The following is a 14,257-nucleotide window of genomic DNA, read 5'->3' on the forward strand; positions in this document are numbered from 1 at the left end:
CGGCTTATTGCGCGGAGGGGCACCGTTGATTTCTGGTCGCGATGATCGACTGCTGTTGCTGCTGCAGCCGTTCGATCTTCGCCGTTTCGCGATTGGCAACCACGGTCTTCACGCGCTCGCCGCCGAGCAGCCAGTTCGGCACGCTGGTGTTGGCGACCTTGCCGCGGGCGATTGCGGTGCGCGAAATCTCGGTGGCGGTATCGCCGACTTCATTGTTGAGCTCGGGGCAGTTCATCTTCTCGTATTTCGCCGGACTCACCGATGCGGTGGTCGAGCAGCCCGCGCCTGCAAGAAAGACACCGATCAAGACAGACGGCAAAAGGGTCCTCGGCGCGAATGTCATGGTCTCACCCGGTCTTGCCGTTTCAATGGTCCGCCACCTCTCAAGATACGGAAGCGTAATCATTAGAGCATGATACCGAAAAGTGGGAACCGGTTTTCGGAAAAGATAAAGCTCCAACAAGAGCTGGATCAGGATGAGGGTTCGACGAAGCGTCATCCTGGTCCAGGTAGTCGATGGCCCGTTGTCGGCCACCCGGACGACTTGACCTGTAGCCCCATCGCCCGAACGATACGCGCCGCGGCACACACTTGAAGCCGCCATCGCGCAATATGCCAGGCAAAGCTTGCTGGCCTTAAAGAGCAAGAAGGCCGGTCAGCAAGGCGCGCCGCCGTTCCTGGCCGGTCGCAGCTCATTCCCGCCCGGCGTTGAGTATGAGCGGTCCTTCCGTCTCCAGGCGAACGCGGCCCCGGCCGATCCGAACGATCTTGATCGGAGCCTGTTTTTCCTCGAGTCGGCGGCGTAGGAGAAGCAGCCGGGTCTCGAGGTTGTCCTTTATCTCCGGCATGCGGGCGCCGACCGCGAGCCGCATTTCCCGGTTTGTAAACTCGCTTCGGCCCTCGCTCAGGTGCCATTCGAGCATAAGGCGCAGCAGCGTTCCGGCAACGCCCTTCACGATATATGTGCCGTCAACGAATACGCTGTCGTCGAAGCGATGATGGGCGACGCGGATTCTCCCGACCGGTGGCGGCAGGTTCCGGGGTCGCCTGCCTCGGTTCGGCCGCCGCTGCCTCCCGCTCGCTTGCCCGCAGGGCACTGGCAGCCTGACCAGCCAGGATTTCCAGGACCGCCTCGTCGTCCTCGCGGAAGGCCAGCCGTTCCTCGCTCTCGATGAACAGCACTCCGGTCACCGTGCCGCCCGCAGCCAACGGAACGGCGATCTGGCTCATTGCCGTGCGCAACTGCGGGAAGGAGACGCTGCGCGAGGTATTTTCCGCTGCCTCAGTCTCCAGGCCGATCGCTTCGCCGAACCGGCGCACACGGCTCATGTCGTTGACCTTGATCGTTTGACCGCTCGTCGCGGCGGCGCCGATCAGCCCCTCGTTGCCCGCTATCTCCGATCCCAGGCCCGAGCGCTCGTAGCCGATGCTGCCGGTAGTGATCAGGCAGCCGCGGTGGCTGTCGCGGATGAGAACGAGCGCGTTGCCATAGCCGAGCACGCGCCGGACGCCGCTGAGTAGGCTGTCGATGATCTCGTCCGCCTCCGCCTGCCGCTCGATGACCTTGACCGCCTCCGAAAGGGCGGGAAGGTTGACGGGCGCGCGGCTGGCCGTGGCCAGCGCGGTTTCCACGGGAGAGGGGACTTTTTCAATCCCATGCACGCGGAAGATATCGGCGCTCCGGAGCCGCATGATCTCCGACATGCCGATCTGCGCGCTGCTCGCCTTCAACTGCAGCGCGATCCTGTCGAAAAGCGGGCCGACATCGACCGACCGCACGAAGCCGATGTCGAGCAGGAACTGGTCACCCGTGATGCCGTCGACGAGGATCAGCGTGACCTTGGGATTGGCGCGCACATTGGCCGCCGTCTTGGCGAAGAACTGGTTGGAGAGCGCGACATGCTCTTCATCGACCCGCGCCACATGGGAGAGGTAGGAGACGTTCGGCATGCCATCGGCCGACGCGGTGGCTATGATGGAGGGAATGACGCCCTCGAAACAGGCGGAAAGGTCGGAAAGACGCAGGCTCATAACGTCCTCGCGCCCGCCAGCATGCCGGCGAGTGGGCCGGGTGTCTGGATATAGGTTTCGCTGACTTCGAGCTGGGCGACGCGCGCCTCACGGGCGGTCAGCCATGGCGCGATAAGCCGCCGGGGCACGCCGAGAGACTCTAGTTCGTTCGTGGCCGCCGTCATGAAACGGTCGGCGCGATCGAGATCTGGCGCCTGCGTGTCCCGCATGGTGGCGGCCCCCTTGATCTGGAAGCTGACATAGTCCGAAGGGCTGACGAAGGTAGCGGCGATCCGCCCTGTCTGCCGGATGCAGGGTTCGAGCCGCGGCCATTGCCAGGCGGAAAAGATCACCTCGATCGTCCCGCGGTCTTCCATGAGATGGAAGCCGACGCCGCGCCCCGCGGATGGTCGCCCGGCCGCGTCAGCCGCGGCGATGATGCACATCAGCGGTCGCCTGAGGAATTCGAGAAGCTTGTCGTCGAGCCGCACCGCCACCCCTGTCGCCCCTCCCGTCCCTATCGCCTGTCCCAAGTCTGTTTAGCAAACATTTAGGATATCCGGCCCGCCTTGCACATTCATTTAGGAACGCCCGCTTTCCTGAGGCGCTAAGGAGGCGCCGCAACGGCTGGACGGTCTGGAGAACAAGCAACGCCCTTATCTGGTCCGGTGGAGGCACGCCGCTCAAGCGTGCCTGCCGCCGCAAGACGCAAGGCTCGCGGCAAGCCGCTTTGAAACACAGCATCGAGAAACTCAACAACGGTCCATCGAAAGGAGACTGAGGGATGACGCACGCGCCTTCGAACGAAAACGGAACAGCTATGACAGCGGCCCAACTGGACGCCTATCTCGCAAGGATGGGCGTGGAGCGGCCGGCCTCTGTCGACATCCACAGCCTGTCGAAACTGCACCGCGCCCACCTCATGACCTTCACCTGGGAGGCGCTGGATGCCTTCATGGGATGGCCGTCATCGATCACCACGGCATCCGCCTTCTCCAAGATGGTGGAAGGCAAGCGCGGCGGCTGGTGCTACGAGATGAACGGCCTCTTCGGCGCGGCGCTGGCAGCGCTAGGCTTCCGGGTAATGCGCCTTTGCGGCGGTGTTAACCGGGAAACACTCGGCGACATCGCCATCGGCAACCACTTGACCCTGCGGGTCGATCTCGATCGCCCCTATCTCGCGGAAGTCGGCGTCGCCGACGCCATCTTCGAGCCGGTGCCGCTTGCCGTCGGGCCGATCAGCCAGCGCGGTTTCGACTTCTCGATAATGCCGGCCGACGGCGGCTGGCTGCGCTTCAACAATCATGCGCGCGGTATCGCGAAGAGCTTCGATTTCCGGCCCGATCACAGTGACGAGGCCGCCATGGCCGCGACGCATGGCTGGCTGATGCAGGATCCCGGTTCGCCGTTCACCAATGCGCTCGCGGTCCTGCGGCACACGGCGGACGGCTATGTTGCCCTGCAGAACGATGTTTTTCGCCGGGTGACCGCGAACAGCTTCAGCGAGCAGCGCATCACGAGCGCCGACCATCTCGCCGACACGTTAGCCGCCGTTTTCGACCTCGACGTTCCCCAGTCCGGAAGCGTCTGGGAAAAGATCCAGGCCATTGGTCGCGACAAGGCCGCCTGAACCGGCTTCCCCTTTCATATCAAGCATTCAAGGAAACACCCATGCTTCGTCTAGCTGTACTCTCGATCGGTCTGGCATTGAGCACGACCTTCGCCGTTGCCAGTGATCCGGCGCCCGGCGGCGCTTACAAGACCGACCCCTCGCATTCGAGCTTCAACTGGTCGTTCAACCACTCCGGCCTGTCCCACTACACCGCGCGCTTCACCAAGGTTGATGCGCGGCTCGACTGGAAGCCCGAAAAGCCGGAGGCATCCACGCTGTCGGTTACGATCGATCCGCTCTCGGTCCGCACCGATTACCCCTGGCCGGAAAAGGTCGACTTCGACGCCGAGATCGGCGGCGACGAGACGTTCCTGGCCGCCAAGCCGATCACCTTCGTTTCCAAGACGATCCGCGTCACGGGCGAGAAGATCGGCACGGTCGACGGACTCCTGACCTTTCGCGGCGAGACGCATCCCGTAACCCTCGACGTCACGTTCAACGGCTCGATGGCCGAGCATCCGATGATGGGTGTTCCCAAGATCGGCTTCTCGGCGACCGGCAGCATCCGGCGCAGTGAGTGGGGACTGGACTTCGCGATTCCCGAACTCGGCGACGAAGTGACCTGGCCATCGAAACGCAGATGGTCCCTGCCGACTACCAGTTCCCGTGATCCGCGAGGAAGGGGCACATTCGACGATCACCCGATCAAGAACTTCGATTGAAGGCCGCGTGAATGTCATGGGAACGGCAAAAGCCCCACATGGGGCGTGAGGCGCGCCTCACGCTCCGGCGATGGTTCAATCGCCGAAACGGCGCAAGCCATTGCGCCACAAGGGAAATCCGGGGAATTTTCGGGAAACTTCCGGCTGGTCGGAGTGGCAGGATTTGAACCTGCGACCCCCTCGTCCCGAACGAGGTGCGCTACCAGACTGCGCTACACTCCGTGACCAGACGGCGGGCTTATAGCCGCCGCCTCTCGATCCTGCAAGCGGCAATGGCAGCACTTCTGTCGCATTTCGGCGGCTTTCGTCGCCCCGGTCGGGACGGCGGCTGATCGCGGCGGTTCGCCAAAGGCGACTTCCAGCCTTGTGTGATCAACCATGACCCCGCTAGAACGGGTCGCCCGGCCGCCTGGAGTTCCGAATCTTGCCTCAGCGCATTGTCAGTTTCGTCATGAGTGGCGGCGTCGGTTCGCGGCTGTGGCCGCTGTCGCGCGAGGACAATCCCAAGCAGTTCCACGATCTTTCCGGCGACGGCTCGATGCTGGCAAAAACCTTGCGCCGGTTGGCGGCGCGGCCGCAGGGCGAGACGCCCATCTTCCTGATCGCCTCCGAACGTCATGCCGATCGCGTCCATGCCGATCTTGCCGGTGTCGATCTCGGGGGCGGCGGACCGCTGTTCGAGCCCACGGGTCGCAACACCGCTGCCGCGGTGGCGCTTGCCAGCCTGCGCACGCTCTCCGAATATGGCGATGAACTTGTGCTGGTGGTGCCGTCTGATCACGAGATTTCGACGTCTGGTCAGTTCTGGCAAAGTATAGAGGCCGGCGCGGCCGCGGCGAATGCCGGCCGGCTCGTGGTGTTCGGCCTTAAGCCGACGCAGCCCGAGACCGGCTATGGCTATATCGAGGTCGGAGCGGACAGGGACGGTGTGTTCGATGTCTCGCGCTTCGTCGAGAAGCCCGATCTCGCCACCGCGCAGACCTATGTCGAGGCCGGCAATTTCTACTGGAACACCGGCATCTTCCTGTTCCGCGCCGGCGCCATGCGCGATGCCTTCGCCGCCTTCGAGCCACGGATCTGGGAGGCGACGGAGGCTGCCTACAAGGCGGCAACCAGCGATCTTTCGGGCCTTTATATGCCGATGGAGCTTTACGCGGCCATCCCCTCGACCTCGATCGACTACGCCATCATGGAGCGTGCGCAGGGCATCGCCATGGTGCCGGCCGGCTTCCGCTGGAGCGACCTCGGTATCCTGGCAGTCGCTGCTCGATGTCGGCCCGTCCGACAAGGACGGCAACGTCATTCTCGGCGATGTCGTCGCCATCGATTGCGAGAACTCCTATATTCGCGGCGAAGGCCGCCTGCTTTCGGCGATCGGCATGAAAGATGTCGCTATCGTTTCGACGCCAGACGCCACCTTCGTCGCGCCGGTCAGCCACAGCCAGCACGTCAAGAAGATCGTCGAGCAACTGGAGAAATCCGGCCGGCTGGAGACGAGGTTCACTCCGGCGCATGACCGCGTCATCGAGAGCGGCGCCTGGCGGCGGCGCGTGCGCCATTGGCTGTTCGAGGAGACGCTGCCGCTGTGGTCGACGGTCGGTGTCGACGAGCGCCATGGCGGCTTCCATGAGGCCCTCGGCTTCGACGCCACGCCCTTGATGAAACCCAAGCGAATGCGCACGCAGGCGCGGCAGGTCTATGCCTTCGCGGTTGCCAAGGAGCGCGGCTGGGACGGCCCCGCCGACAGGCTGATCGCCCATGGCATCGACTTCATGGCCGGCCAGGGTCGCACAGGGCGCGGCGGCTGGGTGCGAACGCTCAACATCGACGGCTCGGTCGCCGATCCGGTCGAGGACGCATACGATCATTCCTGCGTACTCCTGGCGCTCGCCCACGCCCATATGTCGGGCCATCCCGACGCGTTGCGGCTCGGCGAGGAGACGTTTGCCTTCCTCGACGCGCATCTGGAAGATGCCCGCATGACCGGCTTTCTGGAAACCTCCGACGGCGCCGGCGAGCGGCGTTCGAATCCGCATATGCACTTTCTGGAGGCTTTTCTGGCCTGGCATCAGGCGACCGGCGAGCGTGCCTATCTGCGCCGCGCCGCGCGCATCATCGACCTTTTCCGCAGTCATTTCTTCGACGCGGAAAGCTGGACGCTTGGCGAATATTTCGATGATGGCTGGAAGCCGGCGCCCGGTGAGAAGGGGAACTGGACGGAGCCTGGCCATCACTTCGAATGGGCCTCGCTGCTGGTCGATTTCGCCGCGCGCAGCGGCCAGAGCGAACTCACCGGCTTTGCCCGCAAGCTCTATGCCTCGGCCATCGCCAACGGCCTCAACCGCGCCACCGGCCTCGCCTATGGCGCCGTCTCGCGCCAGGGGCTGCCGCTGGACACGGTCTCTCGCGGCTGGCCGCAGGCCGAGGCGATCAAGGCGGCCATCGCGCTCGATGGGTCGGGCGGGCCGGACCTCAAGCCTGAGATCGAGGCGCGCGTCGGCCGCCTGTTTCGCTGGCACATCGATCCGGCGCCGCTCGGCCTCTGGATCGACCGCATCGACGAGCGCGGCCGCTCGCTTGCGAGCGAGGTGCCTGCAAGCATCTTCTACCATCTGGTCTATGCGCTGACACAGTATCTGGACGGGACGGCGGGGAAGGGGTGAGGCGGTACTGGCATGGCCAGACCGGGCGTCGTCAGATCATGGCGACGCACTCTCGCGGATGAGCAGCGATAGCATCGCGACGACCGGCGGCGCCGCGAACGACCAGACGCCGATCTGTACATGGAGCAGCGCGGCGGTTCCGCACCCGAGGGCGAAGACGGCCACCATGCCCGACATCCGCGCGAGGCGCGACCGCGATGCGGCTATGTCTTCGGCGGACGAGCCGTGGATCAGGTCGGCCAGGTCGAGCATGATCTGGGTCGTGGTGCCCGTCATCAGCGTCGAAGGCGGCAGGCTGGCGAGATGAACGCGATGCGCCGCGTTCTGCACGGCCATGGCCGAGACCAATGTCATCCCCGTGACGATGGCGGCCCAATGGTCGCCATCCGGGAACGGTCCCAGTCGAACCACCAAGGCGGCGGCTGCTGTCAGCAATATGAGCTTAATCGTCAGCAACGAGCGGAAAACCGGCAACCGTCCGCTTCTTAACGCATGCGACAACAACCGGCTGAGGACGATCACCACGCAGAAAACCGGCAACGCGAGCAGTTTCGACAGCGCTCCCGACGTGCCGAGCGCCAGGGAAGCGCCGAGCGTCACGAAATTGCCGGTGACATGCGCGGTAAACAGCCCCTGTAGCGCCAGGAAACCCATTGTATCGACATAGCCGCCGTTGAAGCCCAGCAGCAGCGGCAGCACGGCGGTTCGCTTGTCCCTGGCTTCGCCCGCCATCTTAGTCTCCTTTACCTTCGTCGCCGCAAACCGGGGCAAGGAGAACAGCGCGATGCCGGAGCGGATTCCAACATCAATAAGGCGCCGCCACGTCTCCCATCTCGACATAGACCGCCTTGAGTTGCGAATAATGCGCCAGCGCGGCAAGCGAATTCTCGCGGCCGATGCCGGATTGCTTGACGCCGCCGAAGGGCATTTCCACGGGCGTCAGATTGTAGGCGTTTATCCAGCAGGTGCCGGCCTGCAGTTCGGCGATCACCCGATGCGCGCGCGGCAGGTCGCGCGTGAAAACGCCGGCCGCCAGCCCGAACTCGGTGTCGTTGGCGCGCTCGATCACCTCGTCCTCGCTGTCGAATTTCAAGACGCTCATCACCGGCCCGAAAATCTCCTCGCGCGCGATGCGCATGGTGTCGGTCACGCCGGTGAACACGGTCGGCTCGATGAAGAAGCCGCCCTCGAAACCCTGCAGCGACGGCACGCTGCCGCCGCAGGCGAGCCTCGCGCCGTCCTGCTTGCCGGCTTCGATATAGGAGACGACCTTCTCCTGCTGCAGCCTGTTGATCAGCGGCCCCATCTGCGTGTCCGGATCGAGAGGGTCGCCGATGCGGATCTTCTTGGCGCGCTCTATGAGCCGCGCGACGAAACGGTCATGCAGGCCCTTCTGCACGAAGACCCGCGTGCCGTTGGAGCAGATCTGGCCCGTGGAGTAGAAGTTGCCGAGCATGGCGCCGCCGATGGCGTTATCGAGATCGGCGTCATCGAAGACGATGAGCGGCGACTTGCCGCCGAGCTCCATCGTCGCGTGCTTCATCTTGGAGCCGGCGAGCGACATCACCTTGCGGCCGGTCGGCACCGAGCCGGTCACCGAGACCTTGGCCACGACATCGTGCCCGACGAGGCCGGCGCCGACATCGCCATAGCCCTGCACGACGTTGAACAGCCCGTCGGGCAGGCCCGCCTCTGAGTAGATCTCGGCCAGCGCCAGGGCCGAGAGCGGCGTGTTCTCCGACGGTTTGAACACCATGGCGTTGCCCATCGCCAAGGCCGGAGCCGATTTCCAGCCGGCGATCTGGATCGGATAGTTCCAGGCGCCGATGCCGACACAGACGCCAAGCGGCTCACGCCGCGTGTAGGCGAAGGGTCCGCCGAGATCGATCATCTCGCCGTTGAAGGCGGCGACCGCTCCGGCGAAATATTCCAGGCAGTCGGCGGCCGACGGCGCGTCCGCCACCAGCGTCTCCTGGATCGCCTTGCCCGTGTCCAGCGTCTCGATGCGGGCGAGATCGGCATTGCGCGCCCGCAGGATGTCGGCCGCCCGGCGCAGGATGCGCCCGCGCTCCACTGGCTTCAGCCGCGCCCAGGCCGGCTGCGCGGCGCGGGCCGCCTCGATCGCCAGCTCCAGCACGTTCGGCGTGGCCGAATGCAGCTTCGCGATGGTCTCGCCGGTCGCCGGATAGACCACCGGCAGCGGAGTGCCGCCCTCATCCTCGATGTAGCGGCCGTTGACATAGTGCGATGCCGTCGGCTGGGCGCGCATGGCTTTTCTCCATTCATGGTCGCAGGGCGGGGAGGGCGCCCGCCCGACAATGCCCTATCGGTCCGCCACCTGCCAGCGCGGATTGATCCAGGGTTCCTGGTTGGAGGGCGCCAGCGGCGTGCGGCCGAGGATATGGTCCGAGGCCTTTTCGCCGGTCATGATCGAGGGCGCGTTGAGATTGCCGTTGGTCACCCGCGGGAAGATCGAGGAGTCGGCGACGCGCAGGCCCTCGACCCCGATCACTCGGCATTGCGGATCGACGACGCTGGTCAGGTCGTCGGCGCGGCCCATCCGGCACGTGCCGCAGGGATGGTAGGCGCTCTCAGCATGGTCGCGGATGAAGGCGTCGAGCTCGTCATCCGACTGCACATGGCTGCCCGGCGAAATCTCCTTGCCGCGGAACCCGTCGAAGGCCTTCTGGCCGAAAATCTCGCGCGTCAGCCGGATGCAGTGGCGGAACTCGCTCCAGTCGTCGGGATGCGACATGTAGTTGAAGCGGATCACCGGCTTCGCCTTCGGATCGGGCGAGCGCAGCGTCACCGAGCCGCGCGACTTCGAGCGCATGGGGCCGACATGCGCCTGGAAGCCATGCGACTTCGCCGCCGACTTGCCGTCATAGCGCACCGCCGCCGGGATGAAGTGATACTGGATATCGGGATAGTCGACGCCGGCCCGCGAGCGCACGAAGGCCGCCGCCTCGAAATGGTTGGTGGCGCCGAGGCCGGTCTTGAAGAACAGCCACTGCGCGCCGATCAACGCCTTGGAGAAAGGATTGAGCACGGAGTTCAGCGTGATCGGCTTGGTCGATTCCTGCTGGATGTAGAGTTCCAGGTGGTCCTGCAGATTGGCGCCGACGCCCGGCCGATCGGCGATCACCTTTATACCGTTCTCTTGCAGATGCGCGCCCGGGCCGATACCGGACAGCATCAGGATCTTCGGCGAATTGATCGACGATGCCGCGACGATCACCTCACGCCGCGCCTTAACGACCTGAATCTGTTTGTCAGCTTCGATCTCGACGCCGACGGCGCGTTGATTCTCGATCACCACGCGTCGGGCGAAGCCTTTGACCAGACTCACATTCTTGCGTTTGAGAGCTGGCCTCAGATAGGCGTTCGCCGCCGACCAGCGGCGGCCGCCGAGGATCGTCTGCTCCATCGGCGCAAAGCCTTCCTGCTTCGAGCCGTTATAGTCGTCGGTGAGCTCGAAACCGGCTTGGCGGCCTGCCTCGACGAAGGCGCCGTAGAGCGGATTCTTCCGCGTGCCGCGCTGCACGTGGAGCGGCCCGCCGTGACCGCGCCAACCGTCCTCACCGCCGTCGGAATCCTCCATGCGCTTGAAATAGGGGAGCACGTCGGCGAAGGCCCAGCCGGCGGCGCCTTGGTCGGCCCAGTGGTCGAAGTCATGCGCATGTCCGCGCACATAGACCATGCCATTGATCGAGGACGAGCCGCCGATCACCTTGCCGCGCGGCGTGGCCAGCACGCGGCCGCCGAGATGCGGCTCGGGTTCGCTCGCGAAACCCCAATCGTAAAGGCTCATGTTGAGCGGGATCGACAGCGCCGACGGCATCTGGATCAGCGGCCCCATATCGGTGCCGCCGAACTCGATGACGATCACCGAGTGCTTGCCGTCTTCCGACAGCCGGTAGGCCATGGCCGAACCGGCGGAGCCGGAGCCGATGATGACGAAATCCGCTTCAAGCATTGTTCATATGCGCCCATCGTTCATATGCGAGATGAAATCGGCGAGCGAGACATTGCCGCCGGTTGCCACCACGAGGACGGTCTTGCCCGCCACATCCACCTTGCCGCCGAGCAGCGCCGCCAGCGATGCCGCGCCCGAAGGCTCCAGCACCAGCTTCATCCGCTCGAAGGCGATCTTCATCGCCTGCCGCACCGAGGCATCGTCGACGGTAACGCCGCGCACGCCGGCAGCACTCACCGCCGCGAAGGGCGCGTCGCCGGGCTTGCGCGCCATCAGCCCGTCGCAGATCGATTTCGGACCGATCGGCATGGTCTCGATCGCGCCATGCGCGAGTGAAGAACCCATGCCGTTGAAGCCCTCCGGTTCGACGGCGATGATTTCGGTCTTGGGCGATACATAGTGGAAGGCGAGCGATATGCCGCCGATCAGCCCGCCGCCACCGACCGAGCAAAACACCAGGTCGGCGTGAGCCTTCTTCGCCGCCAACTGGTCGAGCGCCTCCAACCCGGCGCCGGCCTGGCCCGCGACGATCTCCGGATCGTCGAAGGGATGGAGCAGGGTGAGGTGCTCTGTCTCGGCGATCTCGCGCGCCTTGGCGGCGGCGACCTCCTCGCGCGCGCGGTCGCCATGATCGGTCAGCACCACTCGCGCGCCGTAGCCGGCCGTCGCGTCGCGCTTGGCGGCGGGCGCATCGATCGGCATGACGATGGTGACCGGAATGCCCAGCGCCTGGCCGGCCGCCGCCAGCCCCTGCGCGAAATTGCCGGAGGAATACGCCACCACCCCTTTTTTCGCTTCATCCGGCGAAAGCCGGCTCAGTCGCCAATAGGCGCCGCGCACCTTGAAGGAGCCGGCCCATTGCAGCGACTCCGGCTTGACGAAGACGCGCGCGGCCCCCGTCTCCTTGGCCAAAGCCGCAGACTCCAGCAGCGGCGTCACCTGAGTGGCGGTCGAGGTGACGGCATAGGCCTGCTTCAGGTGATCAAGCGTAGGGACGAGAATGTCGGCCATCATTCGCCTCTCGGATACCGTTTGCTCTCTTCGAGATTGTCGAGGTTCATGTGATTGCGCATGTAGCGTTCCGAAGCCTTCTGCAGCGGTTGGAACTCCCATGGGTAGTAGGCGCCGTTGCGCAGCGCGGGGTACACGACCCAGCGGCGAGCCTGGCTTTCGCGGACGGCGGCGTCGAAACCGGCCATGTCCCAGCGCGCGCGGACCTTCTCCATGAACACCGAGACCAGGTCCGCATGCATCGGATCGGCGGCAAGGTTGGTGAGCTCGCGCGGGTCGGCCTCGAGGTCGAAGAGCTGCGGAGGATCGAGCTCGCAATGGACGAATTTGTATTTGCCCTCGCGGATCGCCACCATCGGCGCGTAGGAGCCTTCGGCCGCATATTCCATCAGTACCGGCGCCGAGCGCTCCTTGCCGCCGGCAAGCGGTCGCAGCGACTGGCCGTCCGTCCAAGGCGCGATCCCGCTCATGTCGATGCCGGCGAGGTCGCAGAGCGTCGGCGCCACATCGAGATTGGAGACAGGCGTCTTGATCAGTCCGGCTTCTATGCCCTTGCCGGCCATCATCAAAGGCACCCGCGCCGCGCCTTCATAGAAGCACATCTTGAACCAAAGGCCGCGCTCGCCCAGCATGTCGCCGTGGTCGGAGCAGAACATCACGATCGTGTCGTCCAGCATGCGGGTGCGTTCCAGCACCGACAGCAAGTCGCCCACCTTGTCGTCTAGATAGGAGATGTTGGCGAAATAGCCGCGCCGCGACCGGCGGACCTGCTCCGGCGTGATGTCGAAACTGTCGTAGTCGGATGCCTTGTAGAGCCGCTTCGAATGCGGGTCCTGGCTGTCGTAGGGTATGAAACCCACGTCCGGCTCCAGAGCCGGGCAATCCTCGTAGAGGTCCCAGTATTTGCGCCGCGCGACATAGGGATCGTGGGGATGGGTGAAGGAGACGGTCAGGCACCAGGGGCGCCGGTCGGCATCGTCAGACGCGCGCGCGAATTCATACAGCTTTTGCGTGGCGTGGAAAGCGACCTCGTCGTCATATTCCATCTGGTTGGTGATCTCGGCGACGCCGGCGCCGGTGACCGAACCCAGATTGTGGTACCACCAGTCGATGCGCTCGCCGGGCCTGCGATAGTCCGGCGTCCAGCCGAAATCGGCTGGATAGATGTCGGTAGTCAGCCGCTCCTCGAAACCGTGCAGCTGGTCGGGGCCGACGAAATGCATCTTGCCCGAGAGCACGGTGTGGTAGCCGGCGCTGCGCAGATGGTGCGCATAGGTCGGGATCGAGGAGGCGAACTCGGCGGCGTTGTCATAGACCTGGGTGCGCGACGGCAGTTGCCCGCTCATGAACGAGGCGCGGCCCGGGGCGCAGAGCGGCGAGGCGGTATAGTTATTGGCGAAGCGAGCCGAGCGCGCGGCAAGCGCCTTAAGATTCGGCGCATGCAGGAAATCGGCCGGCCCATCCTGGAAGAACGTGCCGTTGAGCTGATCGACCATGACGATCAGGAAATTGGGTCGTCGGGTAGTCAAGGCAGGCTCCGTCCATTGAGCTTGGTTTCGAGATAGTCCTCGACGAGCGCGATCGCGGTCTGCGCATCGGGCACGCCGTCCTTCAGTGCGCGGCGGATGTAGAGCCCGTCGATCAGCGCCGCGGTCGCTTCCGCCACACGGTCGGCCTCGGTCCGAGGCAGGATGCCGGTCAGCCCACTCATCAGGTTCGTATGCAGCCGCCGCGCATAGATGCGCAGCAGCCGCCGCAGCTCGGAAGATTTCTGCGCCTCGACATAGAAGGCAAGCCAGGCCGCGATGATCTGAGGCTGGAACTGGCCGTCGGAGAAGCTGACCGCGACGACGGCCGAGACGCGCTCGCGAGGTGTCATGGCAAGGCCGAGCGCGCGCCTTGTGTCGGTGTTGAGCTCGGCGAGGATGTGACGCATCGTTGCGAACAGCAACTCGTCCTTGGCGCCGAAATAGTGATGCGCCAGCGCCGAGGACACGCCCGCCCGGCCGGCGATCTCCGACATCGTCACGTCCAGCGATCCGCGCTCGCCGATCGCTGAGATCGTCGCGTCGATCAGCGCCTTGCGGCGCACTGGCTCCATTCCGATCTTTGGCATTTGGGGATCCGGTTTCGCCAGGAGGTTATTTTTTATTGACGCGTCAATCAATAAAAAATTGGCGTCGAGATCAACCGATCGTGTGGCTCTGGCCCATACCAAGGTCTGGAAAACGGTTCATTGTTGAACAATATTGAATGACGTGCC

Annotated in this window: 12 protein-coding genes, 1 tRNA gene and 1 pseudogene; 3 read left to right on the plus strand and 11 right to left on the minus strand. The window is 64.6% G+C overall.

Features of this window, described 5'->3' with window-relative positions; genetic code table 11:
• Nucleotides 1-4: 4 nt before the first annotated feature.
• The 4 genes from ACR64R_RS02470 to ACR64R_RS02485 all read right to left on the minus strand — a co-directional run bounded on the left by ACR64R_RS02470 (nucleotide 5) and on the right by ACR64R_RS02485 (nucleotide 2,507).
• Nucleotides 5-499: a hypothetical protein gene (locus tag ACR64R_RS02470; protein ID WP_487360114.1), complete on the minus strand. Its 495-nt coding sequence runs from the start codon at nucleotides 497-499 to the stop codon at nucleotides 5-7.
• Nucleotides 500-692: 193 nt separating this feature from the next.
• Complete coding sequence (locus tag ACR64R_RS02475; protein ID WP_487360115.1) at nucleotides 693-956, minus strand: hypothetical protein; 264 nt, start codon at nucleotides 954-956, stop codon at nucleotides 693-695.
• A 13-nt stretch (nucleotides 957-969) separates the two neighbouring features.
• On the minus strand, nucleotides 970-2,031 hold the full coding sequence (locus ACR64R_RS02480) for a GAF domain-containing protein (protein ID WP_487360116.1): 1,062 nt from the start codon (nucleotides 2,029-2,031) through the stop codon (nucleotides 970-972).
• Nucleotides 2,028-2,507 carry a pyridoxamine 5'-phosphate oxidase family protein gene (locus ACR64R_RS02485; protein ID WP_487360117.1) on the minus strand — a complete coding sequence of 160 codons (480 nt, stop codon included), beginning with the start codon at nucleotides 2,505-2,507 and terminating at the stop codon, nucleotides 2,028-2,030. The genes ACR64R_RS02480 and ACR64R_RS02485 overlap by 4 nt, the downstream gene beginning before the upstream one ends.
• A gap of 287 nt (nucleotides 2,508-2,794) precedes the next feature.
• On the opposite strand from ACR64R_RS02485, the gene ACR64R_RS02490 reads away from it, so the two are divergent.
• Nucleotides 2,795-3,640 (plus strand): arylamine N-acetyltransferase family protein, encoded by an 846-nt coding sequence (locus ACR64R_RS02490; protein WP_487360118.1) that lies wholly within the window; start codon nucleotides 2,795-2,797, stop codon nucleotides 3,638-3,640.
• 41 nt (nucleotides 3,641-3,681) lie between these two features.
• A complete protein-coding gene (locus ACR64R_RS02495; protein ID WP_487360119.1) occupies nucleotides 3,682-4,344 on the plus strand; it encodes a YceI family protein in 663 nt (220 codons plus the stop codon).
• A gap of 145 nt (nucleotides 4,345-4,489) precedes the next feature.
• On the opposite strand, the gene ACR64R_RS02500 is transcribed toward ACR64R_RS02495, so the two are convergent.
• Nucleotides 4,490-4,566 (minus strand) — tRNA-Pro (locus tag ACR64R_RS02500).
• Between the two features lie 202 nt (nucleotides 4,567-4,768).
• On the opposite strand from ACR64R_RS02500, the pseudogene ACR64R_RS02505 reads away from it, so the two are divergent.
• A pseudogene (locus tag ACR64R_RS02505) lies at nucleotides 4,769-7,007 on the plus strand (AGE family epimerase/isomerase).
• Nucleotides 7,008-7,043: 36 nt separating this feature from the next.
• Here ACR64R_RS02505 and ACR64R_RS02510 read toward each other — a convergent pair.
• The 6 genes from ACR64R_RS02510 to betI form a co-directional block, all read right to left on the minus strand.
• Nucleotides 7,044-7,739: a YoaK family protein gene (locus ACR64R_RS02510; RefSeq protein WP_487360120.1), complete on the minus strand. Its 696-nt coding sequence runs from the start codon at nucleotides 7,737-7,739 to the stop codon at nucleotides 7,044-7,046.
• Between the two features lie 73 nt (nucleotides 7,740-7,812).
• The gene (gene betB / locus ACR64R_RS02515; protein ID WP_487360121.1) at nucleotides 7,813-9,276 is read right to left on the minus strand and encodes a betaine-aldehyde dehydrogenase; all 1,464 of its coding nucleotides are present in this window, start codon (nucleotides 9,274-9,276) and stop codon (nucleotides 7,813-7,815) included.
• Nucleotides 9,277-9,330: 54 nt separating this feature from the next.
• On the minus strand, nucleotides 9,331-10,983 hold the full coding sequence (gene betA, locus ACR64R_RS02520) for a choline dehydrogenase (protein ID WP_487360122.1): 1,653 nt from the start codon (nucleotides 10,981-10,983) through the stop codon (nucleotides 9,331-9,333).
• Nucleotides 10,984-10,986: 3 nt separating this feature from the next.
• Nucleotides 10,987-11,997 carry a threonine/serine dehydratase family protein gene (locus ACR64R_RS02525; RefSeq protein ID WP_487360123.1) on the minus strand — a complete coding sequence of 337 codons (1,011 nt, stop codon included), beginning with the start codon at nucleotides 11,995-11,997 and terminating at the stop codon, nucleotides 10,987-10,989.
• A complete protein-coding gene (gene betC / locus ACR64R_RS02530) occupies nucleotides 11,994-13,523 on the minus strand; it encodes a choline-sulfatase (RefSeq protein ID WP_487360124.1) in 1,530 nt (509 codons plus the stop codon). The genes ACR64R_RS02525 and betC overlap by 4 nt, the downstream gene beginning before the upstream one ends.
• Entirely contained in the window at nucleotides 13,520-14,110 is a 591-nt protein-coding gene (gene betI, locus ACR64R_RS02535) for a choline-binding transcriptional repressor BetI (RefSeq protein ID WP_487360125.1), read from the minus strand. Before betI ends, betC begins: the two co-directional genes overlap by 4 nt.
• Nucleotides 14,111-14,257: the final 147 nt, after the last annotated feature.

The sequence above is a fragment of the Mesorhizobium sp. MC2-1-1 genome (assembly GCF_057597255.1).

What these genes read in the sequence shown, in the direction of transcription:
- ACR64R_RS02470 (WP_487360114.1), bottom strand. Translation starts at nt 499, where the DNA reads ATGACGCTTCGTCGAACCCTCATCCTGATCCAGCTCTTGTTGGAGCTT.
- ACR64R_RS02480 (WP_487360116.1), bottom strand. Translation starts at nt 2,031, where the DNA reads ATGAGCCTGCGTCTTTCCGACCTTTCCGCCTGTTTCGAGGGCGTCATT.
- ACR64R_RS02490 (WP_487360118.1), top strand. Translation starts at nt 2,795, where the DNA reads ATGACGCACGCGCCTTCGAACGAAAACGGAACAGCTATGACAGCGGCC.
- ACR64R_RS02495 (WP_487360119.1), top strand. Translation starts at nt 3,682, where the DNA reads ATGCTTCGTCTAGCTGTACTCTCGATCGGTCTGGCATTGAGCACGACC.
- ACR64R_RS02510 (WP_487360120.1), bottom strand. Translation starts at nt 7,739, where the DNA reads ATGGCGGGCGAAGCCAGGGACAAGCGAACCGCCGTGCTGCCGCTGCTG.
- betB (WP_487360121.1), bottom strand. Translation starts at nt 9,276, where the DNA reads ATGCGCGCCCAGCCGACGGCATCGCACTATGTCAACGGCCGCTACATC.
- betA (WP_487360122.1), bottom strand. Translation starts at nt 10,983, where the DNA reads ATGCTTGAAGCGGATTTCGTCATCATCGGCTCCGGCTCCGCCGGTTCG.
- ACR64R_RS02525 (WP_487360123.1), bottom strand. Translation starts at nt 11,997, where the DNA reads ATGATGGCCGACATTCTCGTCCCTACGCTTGATCACCTGAAGCAGGCC.
- betI (WP_487360125.1), bottom strand. Translation starts at nt 14,110, where the DNA reads ATGCCAAAGATCGGAATGGAGCCAGTGCGCCGCAAGGCGCTGATCGAC.